This is a genomic window from Corynebacterium sp. HMSC036D02 (genome assembly GCF_001836165.1).
Lineage (GTDB): Bacteria > Actinomycetota > Actinomycetes > Mycobacteriales > Mycobacteriaceae > Corynebacterium.
In genome coordinates, this window is sequence record NZ_KV827648.1 from 1 (window position 1) to 18,696 (window position 18,696).

Sequence of the window (18,696 nt, forward strand, 5' to 3'; positions counted from 1 at the left end):
GGTGTCTACCAAACAGGGGTCAGGTCCCAGTCTGACCTGCTTTTTCACAACAAAGGGGAGCTCTAAACTAGACACAGTTGTTGGCAAAGTTGTTTCAGAGTTGTTTTTCACGACACTCAAGCCTCAGAAAAACAACTTCCTGGGAAATGGATACCGAAGAGAGGTGAACCAGGCAAGGGATTTTTTGAAAGTTCACGCTCGAGGGAATGCGCACGTCCATGTTTTGGACTCAAAGAAGGAGCGCCAACCGCATACAACCAGCAATTTTGAAAGAAGGAATGAGTATGAATTCCACCTGCAGAATTGGACGTACCGTCATTTGCGCCTTAAACCCTAAAAGTCGCGCCGCCCCGAAAATTACATATGGCTACTTAATAGAAGATAGCTTTTACTAATGGCATGGACCGTGACACGCGCAAGGCCGCGGTCATGGATTTAGCCGATGAGCTGGGGAATTTAGTCGCGGTCTCCCCCGCCCTGGAGGAACAGCTCGGCGTGGGCCTTCCCCGCTTTGTCCGCACCATCATCGGGTTGGACGAATCCGCGGCGCGTTCCGCGTTTGCGGACATGATGGACGGCGCACGCCTGAACTCGGTGCAGCTGGCCTTCATGAACCAGATCATCGGCGGGTTGGTCCACAACGGAATCGTCACTGTCGCGGAGCTCTTTGAGGCACCCTACGACGACTATGGTTCCCCTTTCGACGTCTTCGACGGCAACGTGGCCACCATCCACGACATCAAGGAGCGCTTAGAGCGCATTGAACACAGCGTGGATGAGGTGTCCTCCTAGGGCCGTTCCTGAGGTACCTCAGAGGCGGTGCCGGAGTAACCGCAGGAGCGGCGCTTTCTTGGGGCGATTTACTTCACCACCAGGTTGACCATGCGGCCCGGGACGTAGATCTCCTTGACCACGTTCTTTCCAGCGGTCAGCTCAGCGATGCGCTCATCGTCCTTGGCGATGCCCACGACGGTGGCTTGGTCGGCGTCAGCAGGCACCATCACGCGTGCCTTGACCTTGCCGTTGATCTGCACCGGAACCTCGATCTCGTCATCGACCAGGTACTTCTCGTCGAACTCCGGGAAAGCCTCGTAGGTGATGGTCCCCTCATGACCGAAGCGCTTCCACAGCTCCTCCGCGATGTGCGGGGCAACGGGGGAGACCAGCTGGGCCAAGGGCTCCACGGCGGCACGCGGCGCGCCCTTCGGGTAGGCCTTGGTCAGGTAATTCACGTACTCGATGAGCTTGGCCACCACGGTGTTCAGGCGCAGGTTCTCGTAATCATCGCGCACGCCGGCGATGGTGCGGTTGAGGTGCTTCAGGTCATCCTCGGAAAGCTCTGCGTCCGTCGTCGACAGCTCGCCAGAGTTCTCGTCGATAGCCAAGCGCCACAGGCGCTGCAAGAAGCGCTGCGCACCGACGACGTCCTTGGTTGCCCACGGGCGGGAAGTATCCAGCGGGCCCATGGACATCTCGTACACGCGCAGGGTATCGGCACCATAGTCGCGGCAAATGTCATCCGGGGCGACGGAGTTCTTCAGGGACTTGCCCATCTTTCCGTACTCCTGGTTGACCTCTTCACCGTTGTAGTAGAATTTGCCATCCTTCTCCTCAACCTCGGCGGCCGGGACGTAGACGCCGCGGGAATCGGTGTAGGCATAGGCCTGGATATAGCCCTGGTTGTAGAGGCGGCGGTAGGGCTCCTTGGAGCTCACGTAGCCCAGGTCGAAGAGCACCTTGTGCCAGAAACGAGCGTAGAGCAGGTGCAGCACGGCGTGCTCAACGCCACCGACGTAGAGGTCAACGCCACCCGGGTCGTTGGCGCCGTGCTCTTCTGTGCGCGGGCCAGTCCAGTAGCGCTCGTTCTCCAAGTCGCAGAAGATCTCGTCATTCGTCGGATCGATGTAGCGCAGCTGGTACCAGGAAGAACCTGCCCACTGCGGCATGACGTTGGTATCGCGGTAGTAAGTCTTGGGGCCATCCCCAAGACCCAGGTCCAGCTCCACCTCGACCCACTCGCGGGCCTTGGCCAGCGGCGGCTGCGGGGAGGAATCGGCATCGTCCGGGTCAAAGGAGACCGGCTTGTAGTCTTCTACCTCCGGCAGTTCGATGGGCAGCATCGACTCCGGCAGCGGGTAGGCCTGGCCGGCCTCGTCGTAAACGATGGGGAAGGGCTCGCCCCAGTAGCGCTGACGGGCAAACAGCCAGTCACGCAGCTTGTACTGGATCTTCTCGCGGCCTACTCCCTGCTCCTCCAGCCATGGAATGATGGTGGCGATTGCCTCATCCTTGGACATGCCGTTGATGTCCAAAGAATCGTTGGCGGAGTTCACAGCCTGGCCGGACTCCGTGTACGCCTCCTTGGTGATGTCGCCGCCAGCAACCACCTCAGTAATCGGCAGGCCAAAGACGGTAGCAAACTCGTAGTCACGGGTATCGTGCGCCGGGACCGCCATGATGGCGCCGGTACCGTAGCCGGTCAGAACGTAGTCCGCGATGAAGATCGGGATCTGCTTGCCGTTGACCGGGTTGGTGGCGTAGGTGCCCAGGAAGACACCGGTCTTTTCCTTGTTCTCCTGGCGCTCGAGGTCGGACTTCGCGGCAATGGAGGCGCGGTAGGCCTCTACGGCCTCCTTCGGATCATCGTGGCCGAAGGTCCAGCGCTTATCCACATCATCCTCGTAGGGGATGGGGGAGAGGAGGGCGTCGACAAGCTCGTGTTCCGGGGCCAGCACCACGTACTCGGCGCCGAAGAGGGTATCCGGGCGGGTGGTGAAGACGTCGATGTTGTAACCCTCGGCGTGGAAGCTGACCTCTGCACCACGGGAGCGGCCAATCCAGTTACGCTGCATGGACTTGACCTTCTCCGGCCAATCCAGAAGCTCCAGGTCATCGAGCAGGCGGTCCGAGTAAGCGGTAATGCGCATCATCCACTGGCGCAGGTTCTTGCGGAAGACCGGGAAGTTACCGCGCTCGGACTTGCCCTCCGCGGTGACCTCCTCGTTGGCCAGCACCGTGCCCAGGCCCGGGCACCAGTTCACGGTGGAGTTAGACAGATAGACCAGACGGAATTCATCGAGTGCTTGGCGCTGCTCTTCCTTGGTCAGATCCGCGTAGTAGCGACCATCCTTGGTGGTGCGCTTGCCCACCTCAAGTTCCTTGATGAGCTCAGAAATCGGGCGTGCCTTCTGCTGCTCCTCATCAAACCAGGAGTTATAAATCTGCAGGAAGATCCACTGCGTCCACTTATAAAACTCCGGGTCAGTCGAAGCCACCGAGCGGCGCGGATCGTGGCCCAGACCCAGCATGCCCAGCTGGCGGCGCATATTGTTGATATTCGCCTCCGTGGTGGTGCGCGGGTGCGTACCAGTCTGGATGGCGTACTGCTCCGCTGGCAGGCCAAAGGCGTCATAACCCAGCGTGTGCAGGACGTTCTTGCCCAGCATGCGGTTAAAGCGGGCATAAGTATCCGTGGCGATATAACCCAGCGGGTGGCCCACGTGCAGACCCGCGCCAGACGGGTAGGGGAACATGTCCTGAATGTTCATCTTCTCCGCGGGAAGTTCCTTACCCTCCTCCGCGAGCGGCCCAACTGGGTTCGGCGCGTTGAACGTACCGTTGTCCTTCCAGTACTGCTGCCAGGCACTTTCAATCTGCGCGGCGAGCTCCGGCGTGTAGCGGTGGGTGGTGTTATCGCTCGGGTTAGTCATGGTTAGACAGTGTAGTCACCGCACGGACATCTCCCCAGTTAGACCCAGCCGGACCGTATTCCTGTTCTGAGGCATGGTAGTAACTAGGTAGCCTGCGCCGTCGCTTCAATCCGTTCAAGGCGCTTGCGTAGATCCACAATGACGTCGGTTTTGTTGTGAAAAATGTCGATGACGGAACCCTCTTCATCAAAGGGAGGCTGGAAGATCTCCTCGTAGGCCACACCACCGTTGTGAACCAGCACATCTACCAGCATCTTGATAAAGCGTATTTGGGCAGCATTGAAAGACGTATTACTGAGCAGGTCTGCAAACTGCTCCCGGACTGCCGCCTCGTCAAGGCCCACCAAGCGGCGGATGAAGGCAGGAATGCTGTCCCCACCCATGCGCTCACGCAGCTTGTCGACGCTTTCCGTGGAACCCCCACTTCCCCCGCCTGCCTGGGCTACCATCGCCTCCAGCGCTGCGACGTCCTCTGCGTTAAGCGTCCGTGCACTGCGCAATTTGATCATCGCCAGGTCGTTGGCATGCTCCTGCAGCAATTCGCGCAGGCGTTGCTCCAGTTGGGTGGGGTAGGAACCGGTGCCGGGCAGCCGCGCCGGCATCTCGTCATCAATCGTGAGCTCACCCATCTCATCTTGGATGTCGAGGGTGACGGCGTTGCGCTTTCCCTTGGGCACGAACTGAATGAGCGAACGCATGCCGATGCGGATGGTCTCGAGGTCCTCGACCGTCACGTTATTCCACCACTCCGGATCGAGCGCGCGCTCGAGGAAGGACCGCCGTTCGGCCACCATGGGGATGGTGGAACTCACGGCCATGAGGTCATTCGCCATCCTCTCGACTCGTTCGCGCAGTGCCGCGAACTCCGGGCTGTGGTCGAGCAGCCCCACCTGGAGCTTTAAAATCACTAGGTCAAAGCGCTTAGCTGTCTCAGAGTCCTTCATCGTGTCCAGCGGCAAGTGCGCAATGTGGCGGCGCAGCTGCTCAGCTTTCTCCTCACTTAGCTCATCCCACGCAGAGCGTTCGCGGTATCGCAGCAAGGTTTCCTTGTCGCTGGGGCGGACCATGATGTGGCCTAGCGGTATAGACGCCGCCGAGGCGTGAAGGGAGTCAGCAAGTTCGGCGCGCATCTCTGGGGCCTTAGCGTGCTTATCCAACTGAGCAAGCAACCCCACGCGGGCATCAAAGAGCTTTTCCGACAGCGACCGTGGGCGGCCAATAACCGATTCACGGGCTTCACCCTTAAAGAACTCGTCCACGTTGCCGCAGAAGTCGAAGATGAGGAAGTGCGTCTTGTCCATCCCCGGGCCGAAGAGGTCCGGGCGCAATCGCGTCCCTCGGCCCACCATCTGCCAGAACTTGGTGGGGGAGTAGACGGGTTTGAAGAACACAAGGTTGACCACCTCGGGCACATCGACGCCGGTGTCAAGCATGTCCACCGAAATCGCGATGTTGACGTCCCCGTCCGGATCTGCGAAGTCGTCCAATGCCGACTGCGCATACTTCGTGTGCGTGGTAATCACGGAGGCTCCAGTACGCGAATACTCCGGGAACGTAGCGTCAAAGACTTGCTTGATGAGCTCCGCGTGACGTTGAGTCCGGGCGAAGATGATGGTTTTGCCCAGTTGGTCACCGCCCACGCGGATCCCGTTCTCCACCACGGTTTTCAACACCTTGCGTATGGTGTCCTTGTTGAACAGGTAGCGGTTAATCTCCGCCGAGGAAATCTGCCCGGGCGGATCTAGGCGCCCACCGTCCTCGTCGGTACCCCAATCGGACGTGTCCCACGCCAGCTGTTCCTCGGGGGAGAGCTCGTCATAGGACATACCACGACGCAGGAAGAGTGAGTCCTGACGAGCCGTCTTGAAGGGAACGAGGTTTCCATCTGCCACGGCTTCATCGAGGCCGTACTCGAAGGACGGTGTTTTATCTTCCATCTCAAAGAGCGCATATGTGTCATGGTCGATTTCGCTCTTCGGCGTCGCCGTCAGCCCCACCACGTAGGCATCGAAGTACTCCAAGATGCGCTTGAAGCGGTTGTACACGGAGCGATGGGCCTCATCCACGATGATGAGGTCAAAGTCGAACGGCCCAAACTTGGCCGGCTTGTCTCCGTCATCCCCAATCAGGTTCATCATGGTGTTGTAGGTAGTGACGTACACATCACCTACCTGCTCAGGATTTTTGATGAGGTTCACGGGCGTGGACTCCGCATACATGCTCACAAAGGCCTTGTGCGCTTGGTTGACCAAGGCGGTGCGGTCCGCCAGGAACAGCACCTTGCCCACCCAGCCGGCCTGACGCAACAGCTTGGCGGTGGCCACGGCCACACGCGTCTTACCAGTTCCCGTCGCCATGACCAGCAATGCTTGGCGACGCCTCCGCCTCTCCAACGTCTCCGTCACCGCGCGGATGGCCTCGAGCTGATACGTGCGGGCGCCGCCGCCAGCAATCTCCGTATCAACCGCCGTCTCACTCAATAGGGCACGCATGGTGCGCCGCCCGATCATGCGGCGAAATTGCTGCGCAGTGGGGAAACCTTCAACCTCTCGGGCGGGATAGCCCACACCGGAGCCAGGAAGGTTAGCGGCATCATCGATCAGGTCAATGTGATAGCCGTTGGTACACAACATGACCGGCCGTGTGCCGTATTCGCGCTCGATGCAATCCGCGTACAGCTTCACCTGTTGGGCGCCCACGCTCATAGACTCCATCGATTTCTTCGCTTCGATAACGGCCAGCGGTGTGCGGTCATCATCCCACAAGACATAATCTGCGTAGCCAACGCCGGAGGGATTGGGCATGCCGCGCAGCTCGAGCTCTCGGGTGATTGAATCATCACTAAACCCTGCTGCTTCGAGCATCGGGTCAATGAGCTGTCGGCGGGTCTCGGCCTCGCTGATCGCCAAAGGCGCAGCCGACGGTGCTGCCACCCCAGCGCGCTCTGCCGCGGCTGCTTGTTGCTCAGCCAACTGCTCCTGGAGGGCCTCAATCTTGGCAGCAAGTTCGTCTTTCACCTGCCGTGCAGCTTCGCGCTCCGCTTCGGCTTGCTCCTGGGCATCGGCGATCTCCGCCTTCGCCTTAATCTCCGTGCTCCGCCGCTTGAGCTCGAACTGGGCTGCCTCACGAAGGCGCTTCTCCTCCGCTTCGCGCGCGGCTTCCTTGGCCTCATCGAGCAGCAGCCGGTTCTTCTTTAGCTCCTCATCCTGCTGCGCTAGCTTCTTGAGGTACGCGGCGGTCTGCGCTTGGGAGCGCCCAGCAACGTGAATGCCTGAAGAGTCAGCTGTGGCCTGGCCCAGCAGGTTAGTATCAAAAGCCGCCTGCGGACCCGGTGCGGCCTGAGGGTTGGCCGAGTGGTACCGCACCGCCCAGGCCATGAGGTCATAGAGGTGCGCCGCCGTCTTCCGCGCCCTCTGCGGGGAGGTCGGCGCTTGCTTGCCTTCCATGTCGTCTGCGTGCGCGGCGTCGTTGCCGCTCTTGCGCACGAGAGTCATCTTGCGCAGCATGGTCTTATTGTCCACACACTTAGTGAAGGCGCGGTCTCGGGTCATCTCCGCCAAGCTACGGTACTGAGTGTCACCCAAATTTCGGAGCACCCAGATGTGGCTGACCACTCGCTCCAGCACCTTGCGCGCATAGAAGCAGGAAATCACCGGGTCCGCATCCACGAACCGCTCTACCTTCAGGCACTCCTCATACGCCGTGGGCCAGACGTAACGTACAAAGCCGAAGTTGCTGCGTGCAGGCCCACCTGGCACACCGTTGCGTCCGGCAGTCGGGGGAGTAGTGGTCACCATAGAGTTCTCCAGGGACAAGTTTTCACATCACCAGGGACGTGGTGTCATATCGAATACAGCTTGATTCCAGTAATTCTAAGTCACCGCCCTATACCTAGCTACCAGAATTACTCCTTTCCCGGGTCAATCTCTTCAGCCTCTCTCTTCCCTGACCTATCGCCGTCCTCCCTGGTTAATCACTGCATTCGCCCCTTGTCCTTGCCTAAATACGCCACTAGAATCACCGTTGTCCTGCAGTTCTACAGTTGGCTGTTCCAAGGTCCACCACTCAAAAACAAGGACACCAATAAACCAATAAAGAAGGACAAAACTCCCGTCCACCGGATGTTCAGACAAGGCAGCTAAAACGATGACCAGTATTTCTTTGCGCGAACTCACCCAGCGTTCTGAGCACATAGTGCGTGCAGTGGCCGCTACGGGTCACAACGTGGTCATCACTGACCGCAATCAAGCCATCGTTCGAATTGTCCCCATCTCATCCCCAGATAGCCCCGTGAAGCAATTAGTGGCTGCCGGAATTTTGAGCCACGCTCCAGAGCCTTATTCACAGCCAGCCGCCACAGCCCCGCAGCCAAGGCACACAGACAATCTGCGTCCTGGAACCGACATTATTTCGCTACTGGACCGTGACGACCGCTTGTGATGGCTTATGTGGATGGCTCGTTGCATGACCCCATCCAGATGCGCCGACAGACTATCCACGCCGAGCCTTCTGCGCCGCTTCCTTGCGGACGTTTTTAAAGATCTGCGTAATGTCCACAGCGCCGTCAGTTTTATCTAGAGTATCTACGTCATAGGCACCAGCACGCTGGGCCTCAGACGCCAGCTCTCGCAGTGCTTTGCGGCGTTCACTCCGCAGCCCATCTCGGTACCGCAATAGGTCAACGAGCCGAACTCTCCTATGCCTTCCACCGGTAGTGCGCTCAAACGCAATCGATCCATCCTCAAGCTTCTTCACCAGAGTCGGCCTACTAATGCCCAGGAAATCTGCCGCTTGCTGCGTTGTGAGCAACTGGTCTACGGGCGCAACAGTCACGGCCTTTCCTTGCTGCATCGCGTGAACTGCGTCAAGTAATACGCTCAATGCCTCCTCGGGCAGATCTACCGCCTGCCCGTCGGGCCCCACTAGCGCAGTAGGTCCCGACTGCTGCTCTAAGAACCTGCTCACGTCAAGCATGACTTTCAGGTCCTGCGGCGGAAGCGTCGTGTGGGGGCGGTGATTCCGTGCCTCATCCATAAGTTCATCATAGGGCAATTCGAAAAATTCGAAAGAGCGAACGCAGCTCCTCGTGCCCGATGAATGCCTACTCATTTTCATGCTGCGGCATGCATCGTTTCTTCAAGGCAGCAGGCCAACAAACAAGCAGATCCATAAAAATAATTTTGATTACTAATAACCAAGACTTCAGACACAATCTTGGGCTATAACTACAAGGTCACTATTTCTCTTCTCTGAAAGTTGAACTCTCCCATGACATACTCTCGGCTCGGCCTTGGCGTCTCCATCGCCGTTTCGCTCTCCTTGGTTTCTGTCCCTTCCGCTACTGCTCTCGATGCTCAGCTGGACACTCGCAACGGCAAAGAGATTTGTGTGGTCTCCCTCGACTCCACGGAAAAGGAAATCTCTAAGAAGTACTTCGCTGCGAAACTCGAGGAACAAACCAAACTGCAGAACCGCATGCGCCAGGACTTCCCGCAGTATGCGGACAGCTTTGCCCGCCTAGACTCCGCCCCTCAGACCCACAGAATGCTCACTTTCTGGTCTGACATCAGCTTCTTTGCGCTCCCCACTGAGGCTGAGCTTGCAGCTCAGGGCTACGACCGCTTGGACGCTTCCTACCTCGTATTCACCAATTCTGACACTGAGGCCAAGTACAAGGATTGGGCGGCCAACGGATATCCCTTCAATTGGGAAGTGGCGCGCAATTGGACTCCCAGCGAACTCGCTGAGTATCCCTACGGCAATCTCCCCGTAGTGAACTCACAGAACGGTGAAGTCGAGGATTCTGCCATGGATCTTCGGACGCAGGTGCCCTCGTACTCCGCAGGTCTACATGCTGGTTTCCCCACTACTTCTCAAAAGCTGACCAATCTCATGAAGCCGGGGGAGCTTCGTCTGCAACCTCTCGAGGATGAATTCGAAGCCGTAGCAGGCCTCGAAGTCATGGGCTTTACCTTGCCCTTCAGCTCCACTGTCACCCTTGCTGGTGCTTGCGAAAACGCCTACCTCGCGAAGGAACAATCCGAAGCTGAGGCCTCTGCTACGCCGCCGACCTCTGAACCAGTTCCGTCCACTAGCACAACCACGGCACCGACCACTTCCGTTGTGCCTCCTTCTTCGACGAAACCAACCACAACCCGTCCGGCTAAGACCACCCCGGCAGCTACTCCTACTGCACCCGCGAAGCCGACCACGGCAAAGCCAACTACAACCAAGCCCAAGCCGACCACGACCAAGTCCACCTCTGCGCCTACGTCCACCGCGCCCGCAAAGCCGACCACAACCACTCCAGCGCCGAAGCCCAATAAGACCAATGACAGCGGTTCCTCCACTGGCGGAATCATCGCCATCGTCTTGGCAATTCTTGCCGCCGCAGGTATTGGTGTTGTGGCCTTCCTGCCGCAACTAGGGTTCAAGCTCCCTTTCTAGAGATTGGCTTCTTAGGTCATCGCCATTAACTCTTTTAAGGCGAAAGAGCGGAAATAGTTTCCCCGACGTGACCAATGACAGGCGCCCAGCTCCATTTCGTTGAGCTGGGCGCCTGTCCTTTTTAAACGCAGCGAAAGGCTGTACTCGCTCCCGCAAACACAAGAATCCGCCCCTACCTACTCGAAGTAATCCTCATCCACCTCGACCAGGGCCACGGTCCTCTTGACCTGCACACCTACGCCGTAACGAATCATCAGTTTCGCCAACCTGTCCCCGTCGATTAAAACGACGCGTGACGACACCGCATCCGCATACTCCTGCGCCTTATCTGAAAACGTCGCTGTAGTCAGAAACACCCCTCGATCCGCCTGCGCACCCTGCAGCGCACCCACGAATCCCTGAATAGCCGGTCGGCCGATGCTCTTGTCCAACGCATACCGCTTAGCCTGCACGTAAATACGGGACAGCCCCAGCGCATCCTGGTCAATAATCCCGTCGATTCCACCATCATTGGATAACTGCGTACGCGTAGCCTTGCCCTGCGTACCGCCATATCCCATGGCCATGAGCAAGTCCAGCACTGCCTGTTCAAAGAACGCCGGCTCATTGTCGTGCAACCGAGTCAACAGCTCACCAGCCACGAATTCGTTGTTACGAGACACACCGGTTTCCACCTGCTCTACCGGATCGAGCTCGCTCTCGGCCTCTGGAAGGACATCTTGCTTATCGACGCCCACCTCGTCCCCAGCCTTATGCCCAGGATTCCTGCCCCGCCACGTAAGTGCCGCTTCCGTGCCCGCAATCTCTCCCAACAGCTGCTTCTCCGTCATTCCTTCGGGGTAGCGCGCCAACAGGTCACGGCCAAAATCTGTAATTTGAAAACGCGCCCGCGCCGGTGAAGTAATGGCATTCGCCTTCTTAAGGAATGTCAACGCCCACCCAACACGGTTTTCAAAGCGCGACTGCCCCGACGCAATGGTCTCAAGCCTCTCTTCGTCAGTAATGCCCGCATAAGACGCAGTTATCTCGATGAGCTCCCTACGCCGGAGCTCAGCACCATTTGCGTTAAGAGCCTCCAACACCGAAATCATGTAGGCTTCCCATCTTTCGATAGCCACTAGAGCTCTCCTTGAAATGCGCGAGTGGATAGGGACTGTCGAAGCTCCTCAAAAGAGGAACGCTGAGTTTCAGCTCTTTCTTGTTCTAACTTCAATAACTCAATTTGAAGCGATAAGGCTCTTACGTCATCTCGCGTCAAATTTGGGATCGGTGTTCGAGAAAGCTGCGACTTATTTATCGAAGCAATTCCAGTTGTTTGTTTCGCTGACCTCAAGAAATGCTTCTTAGGCCTCGAACTACTAAGTATCGCAGCCAGCACTTCAGGCGTCATTACAGTCGAGTCTTGCAGAATGCGGACGCGAAAAATGTGGTTTTGATGGATGCAAACCGGGATCTCGTTATTCCACACTGTTCCTCTCCCCAGCTTGTCGGGATCCCCGCCTTCTGTTAGAACGATGTCGCCCCGTTGCAACTGATATCGCGATATTTCGTCATTTGTCGCGTTGATTTCCTTAATCGGATGCAGTTGAAGGAATCCATCCTTAACATTGGAAACCGAAAGATACGGCACTATCGAGGTTGTACTCTTTTTCGAGACCTTTCTACCCTTTGTAATTCCAGATTGAATTTCGGAGATGGTACCAAGCTCAACTTCTTGATCCCCCCTTGCCTTTAGAAACTCTTCAACGACAACCCGCTTTAGAGCTTCAAGGCCTTCGACTTTCTTTATCTGTATTGAGGATAGCCGGCCAACCTCGTCCAAAACCGCCGCGATGCGGCGCTGCTCGTCGAGGGGAGGGAGGGGGATTCGGATGTCCGCGGCCCTTGTTTTTGAGAGTTCCTTGAATGTCGCACCTGTACCCAGCGACTGAAGGGCATCTTTCTGCGATAGCAAATAGTGGGCTAGGTAGCGTGCATCTATTTCGGAGGAAGGAATGAAGCTCTTGCAACCCTGATTCGTAGTCATGGGTACTTGTGCGATTGCGACATAACCAATTGGTGCACGGCTCGAAAGCACTACACTGCCTGCAGGAAGAAGCACGGCAGAGCTTTTGTCAACACCTCTTTGAGTAATAGCTCGTTCCCCAGAAGATATTTCGAGTCCCTTGAGCTTGCTCAGATCGGCAGGAGTCACCCATGGGATCTCACCGCCCCAATACTCCTCAACACTCGTCTTCGGCGTGCCGCCTGAAACGACCTCACACACATCCCCCAACCGCACCATCGGCCAATCATGCTTTGCAGTGCTAGCCATCCTATTTCCCCTCGCTGAGCATGGCCTTGAGGTTGGCAAGGCCCTGGGTGATGTCGCGGTCGAGCTCTTCGATTTCGGCGATGATGTCCATGGGGTCGCGGGTTTCTTGTGCTTCGAGGACGATCTCCTTGTAGCGGTTCATGGAGAGGTCGTAGTCGGCTTGGGCGATCTCCTCCTTGGGCACGGTGAAGGAGTAGTCCGTGCGGGCGCGCTCACGCTCATCGGTGGTGCGGGAGTGCCAGCGGGCAACCACGTCCGGAAGGTTGTTGAGCTTCAACTGCTCGTCGGTGAGGGTGACGGGAGTGGGGACGTCGGCAAGCGCGGGATCACTTAAGTCCTGGATGTGGGAGGCAGGGGAGGGGCCGAGCAAGGGGCGCTCGAGAAGCGGAGTGCGTTTGTCATCCAGGGAGTAGCCATCCGCGGTGACGTCATAGAACCACACCTCGTCGGTACCACCGGAATCGGTGCGGGTAAAGCACAGCACGGCGGTGGACACGCCCGAGTAAGGCTTGAACACGCCGGAGGGAAGTTTGATGACAGCGTCCAGGCGCTGATCCTCAACCAAAATTTTACGAAGGGCCTTATGCGCCTTGGTGGAGCCGAAGAGAACGCCTTCAGGGACAATCACCGCAGCGCGGCCGCCCGGCTTGAGCAGCTGCAGGAAGCGGTGGACAAAGAGGAGCTCAGTTTTCTTGGCCGTGGTCACGGACTTGAGCTTGGGATCGATGGAGTCCTTATCCAGGCTGCCCGCGAAAGGCGGGTTGGCCAGGACAAGGTCGAAATCCCCAAACTTTGTGGGTAGCTTCTGCAAGGAATCGTGGTGCGAGATGTTGGGCTCTTCAAAACCGTGCATAAACATGTTCATCGCAGCAATGCGGACCATGGTTTTGTCAAAGTCAAAACCCGTCAGGCCCTTCTTGATGAACTTAGAGCGCGTGTCCTTGTTGTAGAGGTCTTCGCGGTGATGCTGAGCAACCCAATCGTTGGCGGCCACCAGGAAGCCCGCGGTGCCACAAGCCGGGTCGATGATCCGCTGCGTTGGCGTCGGCTCCATGAGTGCGACGAGGAGCTCAATGATGTGGCTGGGTGTACGGAACTGACCATTCGTGCCCGAGGTGGACAGCTTGTCCAGCATGTACTCATACAAGTCGCCCTTCATGTCTTTGTTCGGAAAGCGCAACTGGTCAATGAGCTCCATGACTCGCGAGAGCGTGGCCTCAGATTCAATCTCGAAGGAGGCGTTAGCCATGTGCTCCTGGAAGCCGGTGCCGCCCATCTCCTTGAGGAAGGGGAAGACCTTGGTGATGATGGTGGCCTTGCGGCGGGCGATGTCACGGTCTTCGATGAGGTTGCGCCACCGCAGATCCTGCTGGCTCGCATCAAAGATGTCTTCCGTCGCGGTGGGATCCCCCAACGCCCGGCGCTTATCAATCTGGACCTGACGCTCGTCCAAATCCTTGATGAAGAGCAGGTAGGTGAACTGCTCGATGACGGAAACGGGGTTAGAAATGCCGCCGGACCAGAAGGTGTCCCAGATGCGGTCGACGTTGTTCTTAAGGGCGCCGGTAATCATGTAACTCAGGGTAGCTGTCATGCGGAGCCATGCCGGCTATTAGCTCGCGGTAGGGGACTGCCTCCGAGTCTGCCCCACGCAGGTTTTAATACTAAACCTTCTTCACCACAGCAGGCTTGAGCTTCATCGCGCCAAAACCATCAATCCGGCAATCGATGTTGTGGTCTTCCTGGCCGGTGCCGGCATCGACGTTGAGGCGGATACCACGCACCTTCGTGCCAGCCTTGAGTGGCTGCTGAACGCCCTTGACCTTAAGGGTTTTGGTGATGGTGACCGTGTCGCCGTCGGCAAGCGCATTGCCCACGGAGTCGACGATGGTCGGTTCGCTTCCTTCCGCGGACGAGGCTTCGGCAGCGTCGGCGGAGAACTCATGCGCGCACTCAGGGCAGACGATGAGCGGCGGCATTTCGTAGGTGTACTCAGAGGAGCATTCGGGGCAGGGCGGCAGAGTTGCGGCCGAAGTATCAGACATAGGGGAGAGTTTAGCCTGCGTAGGAGGAAAAGATGATCCTTCTCTCATTCCATTGATGGATACCCGGGTGGGGTATAGGCTTGAGTGAACATAATCGGACCCATTCGGAAGACTTATGAAACGCCTCATTTCTCTTGCGGCTGTGTGCGCCGCAGCCATCACCCTGTCCGCCTGCTCCACGGAGAGCCCCGTCCCGAGCGAAGCCTCGAAGAGCGCCGCTTCCAGCACCGACATCCAACAGGTTCCTGCCGAGGAGATCCTCGCCGAGTTCGACCTCGAAGGATTGGATGGCCCGGGGATCATCGACAAGCTGGACCACATGCCCAAGGGGGAGCGCACTAGCAATCTTCACGCCTCCGTATTGCCAAACGAGCTGGTCCTCACCGCCGAGCAGGGCCAAGCATCCCTGCCCCTGCCGGAGGACAAGTTCTACGTCTCCATCGCGCCGTACATGACCCAGACGCATGATTGCTTCAACCACTCCCTGACCACCTGCACTGGTGAGCTCAGCAAGGAAGACATCCACGTCACCATCACCGATGACTCCGGAGAAGAGCTGGTCAACGAAGACACTACGACCTTTGACAACGGCTTCATTGGGTACTGGCTGCCCGCCGATAGGCACGGCACCATCACCATCACCCACGACGGCAAGACCGGCGAGGTTCCCCTGGACACCACCGAGGAAGGCGCTACCTGCGTGGCCACACTGCAGATGGCCTAGCCAACCGTGCCCCCACGCTGAGCGGTGCGCTCCATGAGAGGGACGCACCGCTTGTCGACGATCCACTGTCCTCAGGATCGTTCACCGCCCCATAAAGTTTCCTTCGATTGAATTTCCCCTTCCCCGAACCGACACTTGCGCTTATTACGGTCTCAGAGTGGATTCCGGCCATGCGAACAATGGCCCCCAGTCCGTCTCTTTTCTTGCTCGCTCTTTTCACTTTAGAAAGCTCAATAATGCGTATTTCTTCTCGTGCGCTGCGCACCTGCGCGGCTGTGACCGCCGCTTCCCTTGCCACCGCTGGTGTCGTCGCCCCCGCGCAGGCCGCGACCACGGGCCCGAAGAATGTCATCTACATGATTGGTGATGGCATGGGTTACAACCACATCGCCTCCACCAACCTCTACGAGTCCGGCCAGTCCAAGTACCTGGTTGAGGGCGCTTTCGACGGCCAGGCCAAGGAGCTCGACGGTGAGTCTGTCCAGGCCTTCGAGGACTTCAACCGCCTCTCCATGACCACCTTCCCAGACGGCGGCTCCTACGACCCGGAGAAGGCCTGGACCGACCACGACTACGTCAAGAAGAACAAGGTCACCGACTCCGCCGCTGCCGGCACCGCCATGGCCACCGGCCAGAAGGTGGACAACGGTGTTCTGGGTAAGTCCCCGTACGGCCACTCCCTGAAGAACATCTCCGAGCAGGCTATTTCCCACGGCAAGTCCGCTGGTGTTGTCAGCTCCGTTCCGTTCAGCCACGCCACCCCGGCTGCCTTCGCGGCGCACAACAAGAACCGCAACAACTACACCGAGATCGCTGAAGAGATGGTCGGCTCTGACCTCTCCGTTGTCATGGGCGCTGGCCACCCAGAGTTCGATGACAACGCGCAGAAGGTAGACGCGCCGAACTACAAGTACATCTCCAAGGACTCCTTCAAGTCCCTGCGCGATGGCTCCGCTGGCTGGGAGTTCGCCGAGAACACCGCTGACTTTGAGAAGTGGGCTGAGGGCAACGTTGAGGCCGACAAGAAGTACTTCGGCCTCGCACCGGTTGCCTCCACCCTGCAGCAGGGCCGCGACGGCAACCCGGATGCCGCTGAGCCGGGCACCGACCCGAAGAATGACGTCGTTGATCTTCCGACCATGACCAAGGGCGCCCTCAACGCCCTGGGCCAGAATGACAAGGGCTTCTCCGTCATGATTGAGGGCGGCGCCATCGACTGGTCCGGCCACTCCAACCAGACCGGCCGCGACATCGAGGAAACCCAGGACTTCAACAAGGCTGTCGACGCCGCCATCGCCTGGGTTGAGGAGAACTCCAGCTGGGACGAGACCCTGCTCATCGTCACCGCTGACCACGAGACCGGCTACCTCTCCGGCAAGGAAGAGACCGCCTCCTGGAACCCGCAGACCGGTGAGAAGGGCAAGGCTCCGGAGCACCAGTGGTACTCCGGCGAACACACCAACCAGGTGGTTCCGTTCTTCTTCAAGGGCGCTGGCTCCGAGGACATCATGGCCAAGGCCACCGCACCGACCCGGTCCGCGGCAAGTACATCGACAACACCGACGTTGCCAACCTGATCATCCAGGACTGGTGGTTCGCTGACGGCTCCGCCCCGGAGGACGAGGATCAGAATCAGGGCGACCAGGGTAACCAGAGCAAGGATGACACCAGCAGCAAGGTCGGTTCCTCCATTGGCGCCGGCTTCCTGGGCGCTGGCATCGCTGCCGCAATCCTCGGCGCTATCGCTACCTACCTGCAGTCCATCGGCATCGTGAAGGTTGACTTTGCCGCCCTGCAGAGGATGTTCCGCTAAGCGCTAGGCGCTAAGCGACGCGCTGAACAATCAGCGCCCAAGCAGGCCCTCCGCTTTCGAAGCGGAGGGCCTTTGCCGTTCACGCACTTCGAGTCTTCTCCCTCTACTGGGAGGATTCCGCTAAGCAGTCGTACAGGAAATCCATCAGCGTTGTGGCGTCGTCCGCACGGAAGAGCTCATCGAGGGCAAGGTTGAACTCCAGCCGCCGCGCGTGGGGGATATTCAATGCGCTGTATCCATGACTCAGCAAGAGACCGGACGCTACTAGCCTGGCGGTCCGCTTGTTTCCATCGAAGTAGAACTGGCTTCGCGTTGCAGAGCAGAAATAGGCCAACGCCTGCTCGACGGGGCCTCCACATCCTTGAAGGGAAGCCAACAGATCAGCATGGGCTTCGCCCAACTCTTCAGCAGGGTCGAGGGGGATGAACCCGCCGTCCATTAGCCGCACGCCACCGCCATCTCCCTCCACGTGTCCTTCACCACGGAAAAGGCCGGCATCGAGAGCCTCGTTCCTTGCAAGGACAGCATGGAGCGCGTCACTGGTGGCTTTGTCCACCGCACATTCCTCTTTGATGACCAGCTCATGGAGCAGGTTAAAAGCTTCTGACAGGTCCAAGATCTGTTGCTGTTCAGCAAGTGCCTTTCCACCGACAGTGACGCCATCGAGCAACGTGCGGACTTCCGGGAGGGTAAACGTGTTTCCTTCCAGCGCAGCGGCATTCCACACCAAGTCAGGAAGTTGCTTGGTTAGTCGGAATAACGCGCGCTCGGTCCCCAACTGCGCAATGAGAGGTCGCTCATGGTGCTCCCAGCTCACTCGGCTCGTCGCTCTTCTCATCACCTATGCCCCTCCCACATAGTTTTCTGCGCACGCATCGATAGCGAGCTGGTGCGGTGACACGTAGTGTATTCCTGATTCTTTTGTTGCGCCCGTTAGCTCTTCACCAGCCACTGGCACGAGGGTGATCCCTCCGGATACGGGCTCAGCACTGGCACGAATCCGCGTGGGCAACGAAGGCACGATCTCTGCTGGATTTGTGCACCAGATCAACGTTGATTGAGGTTCTCCTGCACCAGCGATCTGCCCCGCGACTCGTTGAGCTGCAAATGCGCCCGACATCGCCCATGGTTGCCCGCTCGCATCAACCGCTGAGGCAATCGTTATGGGATTCGACGGCAAAAAGTGGAGAGACCCGTGGCGGCCATAAGGGTTGGAGGCCCACGCGGCCCGTTCCATGAGAGCCTGGTAGCTACCGCCGCCGGCCGGGGCGTCACCCCACTGCACAAAGCGGTCAATCCAGGCTTTAACGTCCGGTTCCTCACTCTTGAGGTCCCCACAAAGCACTCGGGCGGCTGTCGCGGCCGCGGCATCACTGGTGCGGTGTACAGATACGGAAACCTCGTATCCGAGCACGCGCATTACCTTCTCCAACCCAGCCAAACTCGGTTGAGCTGTCCCACGCAACCACAGATTGAGCGTATTTCGTGAGACCCCCGAACGCCGCGACACTTCACTAAGGCTCAGTGGGCTTTTCTTGAGGAGTTGTACCGGGTCCATGGCCCTACTATAGCTAGCTGTCCTATTGATAGGACACCTGTCCTACGCATAGGACAGGTGATGCTTCTACCAGCGACATGGCAAC

At 58.3% G+C, this 18,696-nt stretch carries 14 protein-coding genes; 5 read left to right on the forward strand and 9 right to left on the reverse strand.

Annotation, left to right across the window (positions count from 1 at the left end; translation table 11 throughout):
- Positions 1–399: 399 nt before the first annotated feature.
- Positions 400–792: a type I restriction-modification enzyme R subunit C-terminal domain-containing protein gene (locus tag HMPREF2743_RS00145; protein ID WP_010187941.1), complete on the forward strand. Its 393-nt coding sequence runs from the start codon at positions 400–402 to the stop codon at positions 790–792.
- A 68-nt stretch (positions 793–860) separates the two neighbouring features.
- Here the strand turns inward: HMPREF2743_RS00145 and leuS are convergent, their stop codons facing one another.
- Both leuS and HMPREF2743_RS00155 read right to left on the reverse strand, forming a co-directional pair.
- A complete protein-coding gene (leuS, locus tag HMPREF2743_RS00150; RefSeq protein WP_010187942.1) occupies positions 861–3,710 on the reverse strand; it encodes a leucine--tRNA ligase in 2,850 nt (949 codons plus the stop codon).
- Between the two features lie 83 nt (positions 3,711–3,793).
- Positions 3,794–7,507, reverse strand: a complete 3,714-nt coding sequence (locus HMPREF2743_RS00155; RefSeq protein ID WP_246824424.1) for a type I restriction endonuclease subunit R — start codon at positions 7,505–7,507, stop codon at positions 3,794–3,796.
- 349 nt (positions 7,508–7,856) lie between these two features.
- Here HMPREF2743_RS00155 and HMPREF2743_RS12280 point away from each other — a divergent pair, with 349 nt between their 5' ends.
- Complete coding sequence (locus HMPREF2743_RS12280) at positions 7,857–8,150, forward strand: type II toxin-antitoxin system Phd/YefM family antitoxin (RefSeq protein WP_083309044.1); 294 nt, start codon at positions 7,857–7,859, stop codon at positions 8,148–8,150.
- A gap of 51 nt (positions 8,151–8,201) precedes the next feature.
- Here the strand turns inward: HMPREF2743_RS12280 and HMPREF2743_RS00160 are convergent, their stop codons facing one another.
- Positions 8,202–8,744, reverse strand: coding sequence for an excisionase family DNA-binding protein (locus tag HMPREF2743_RS00160; protein WP_070818059.1), 543 nt, complete (start codon positions 8,742–8,744; stop codon positions 8,202–8,204).
- 234 nt (positions 8,745–8,978) lie between these two features.
- Between HMPREF2743_RS00160 and HMPREF2743_RS12555 the strand changes: the two genes are divergently transcribed.
- Positions 8,979–10,157, forward strand: coding sequence for a hypothetical protein (locus HMPREF2743_RS12555; RefSeq protein WP_070817949.1), 1,179 nt, complete (start codon positions 8,979–8,981; stop codon positions 10,155–10,157).
- A gap of 176 nt (positions 10,158–10,333) precedes the next feature.
- Here HMPREF2743_RS12555 and HMPREF2743_RS00170 read toward each other — a convergent pair whose 3' ends face one another.
- The 4 genes from HMPREF2743_RS00170 to HMPREF2743_RS00185 form a co-directional block, all read right to left on the reverse strand.
- Entirely contained in the window at positions 10,334–11,275 is a 942-nt protein-coding gene (locus tag HMPREF2743_RS00170; protein ID WP_070817950.1) for a restriction endonuclease, read from the reverse strand.
- Positions 11,275–12,471, reverse strand: a complete 1,197-nt coding sequence (locus HMPREF2743_RS00175) for a restriction endonuclease subunit S (RefSeq protein WP_083321586.1) — start codon at positions 12,469–12,471, stop codon at positions 11,275–11,277. Before HMPREF2743_RS00175 ends, HMPREF2743_RS00170 begins: the two co-directional genes overlap by 1 nt.
- 1 nt (position 12,472) lies before the next feature.
- The gene (locus tag HMPREF2743_RS00180; RefSeq protein WP_070684575.1) at positions 12,473–14,044 is read right to left on the reverse strand and encodes a type I restriction-modification system subunit M; all 1,572 of its coding nucleotides are present in this window, start codon (positions 14,042–14,044) and stop codon (positions 12,473–12,475) included.
- Between the two features lie 91 nt (positions 14,045–14,135).
- Positions 14,136–14,516: a zinc ribbon domain-containing protein YjdM gene (locus HMPREF2743_RS00185; protein WP_070684573.1), complete on the reverse strand. Its 381-nt coding sequence runs from the start codon at positions 14,514–14,516 to the stop codon at positions 14,136–14,138.
- A gap of 115 nt (positions 14,517–14,631) precedes the next feature.
- Here HMPREF2743_RS00185 and HMPREF2743_RS00190 point away from each other — a divergent pair, with 115 nt between their 5' ends.
- Both HMPREF2743_RS00190 and HMPREF2743_RS00195 read left to right on the forward strand, forming a co-directional pair.
- A complete protein-coding gene (locus HMPREF2743_RS00190; protein WP_070684571.1) occupies positions 14,632–15,240 on the forward strand; it encodes a CueP family metal-binding protein in 609 nt (202 codons plus the stop codon).
- Between the two features lie 236 nt (positions 15,241–15,476).
- Complete coding sequence (locus tag HMPREF2743_RS00195) at positions 15,477–16,817, forward strand: alkaline phosphatase (RefSeq protein WP_070817951.1); 1,341 nt, start codon at positions 15,477–15,479, stop codon at positions 16,815–16,817.
- A gap of 339 nt (positions 16,818–17,156) precedes the next feature.
- On the opposite strand, the gene HMPREF2743_RS00200 is transcribed toward HMPREF2743_RS00195, so the two are convergent.
- Together HMPREF2743_RS00200 and HMPREF2743_RS00205 are read right to left on the reverse strand one after the other, a co-directional pair.
- The gene (locus HMPREF2743_RS00200) at positions 17,157–17,891 is read right to left on the reverse strand and encodes a Fic family protein (RefSeq protein ID WP_070818061.1); all 735 of its coding nucleotides are present in this window, start codon (positions 17,889–17,891) and stop codon (positions 17,157–17,159) included.
- Positions 17,892–17,894: 3 nt separating this feature from the next.
- On the reverse strand, positions 17,895–18,611 hold the full coding sequence (locus tag HMPREF2743_RS00205) for a helix-turn-helix domain-containing protein (RefSeq protein ID WP_083321587.1): 717 nt from the start codon (positions 18,609–18,611) through the stop codon (positions 17,895–17,897).
- Positions 18,612–18,696 lie beyond the last annotated feature (85 nt).

What these genes read in the sequence shown, in the direction of transcription:
- HMPREF2743_RS00190 (WP_070684571.1), top strand. Translation starts at nt 14,632, where the DNA reads ATGAAACGCCTCATTTCTCTTGCGGCTGTGTGCGCCGCAGCCATCACC.
- HMPREF2743_RS00185 (WP_070684573.1), bottom strand. Translation starts at nt 14,516, where the DNA reads ATGTCTGATACTTCGGCCGCAACTCTGCCGCCCTGCCCCGAATGCTCC.
- HMPREF2743_RS00195 (WP_070817951.1), top strand. Translation starts at nt 15,477, where the DNA reads ATGCGTATTTCTTCTCGTGCGCTGCGCACCTGCGCGGCTGTGACCGCC.
- HMPREF2743_RS00155 (WP_246824424.1), bottom strand. Translation starts at nt 7,507, where the DNA reads ATGGTGACCACTACTCCCCCGACTGCCGGACGCAACGGTGTGCCAGGT.
- leuS (WP_010187942.1), bottom strand. Translation starts at nt 3,710, where the DNA reads ATGACTAACCCGAGCGATAACACCACCCACCGCTACACGCCGGAGCTC.
- HMPREF2743_RS00175 (WP_083321586.1), bottom strand. Translation starts at nt 12,471, where the DNA reads ATGGCTAGCACTGCAAAGCATGATTGGCCGATGGTGCGGTTGGGGGAT.
- HMPREF2743_RS00180 (WP_070684575.1), bottom strand. Translation starts at nt 14,044, where the DNA reads ATGATTACCGGCGCCCTTAAGAACAACGTCGACCGCATCTGGGACACC.
- HMPREF2743_RS12280 (WP_083309044.1), top strand. Translation starts at nt 7,857, where the DNA reads ATGACCAGTATTTCTTTGCGCGAACTCACCCAGCGTTCTGAGCACATA.
- HMPREF2743_RS00145 (WP_010187941.1), top strand. Translation starts at nt 400, where the DNA reads ATGGACCGTGACACGCGCAAGGCCGCGGTCATGGATTTAGCCGATGAG.
- HMPREF2743_RS00200 (WP_070818061.1), bottom strand. Translation starts at nt 17,891, where the DNA reads ATGAGAAGAGCGACGAGCCGAGTGAGCTGGGAGCACCATGAGCGACCT.
- HMPREF2743_RS00160 (WP_070818059.1), bottom strand. Translation starts at nt 8,744, where the DNA reads ATGGATGAGGCACGGAATCACCGCCCCCACACGACGCTTCCGCCGCAG.
- HMPREF2743_RS00205 (WP_083321587.1), bottom strand. Translation starts at nt 18,611, where the DNA reads ATGGACCCGGTACAACTCCTCAAGAAAAGCCCACTGAGCCTTAGTGAA.
- HMPREF2743_RS12555 (WP_070817949.1), top strand. Translation starts at nt 8,979, where the DNA reads ATGACATACTCTCGGCTCGGCCTTGGCGTCTCCATCGCCGTTTCGCTC.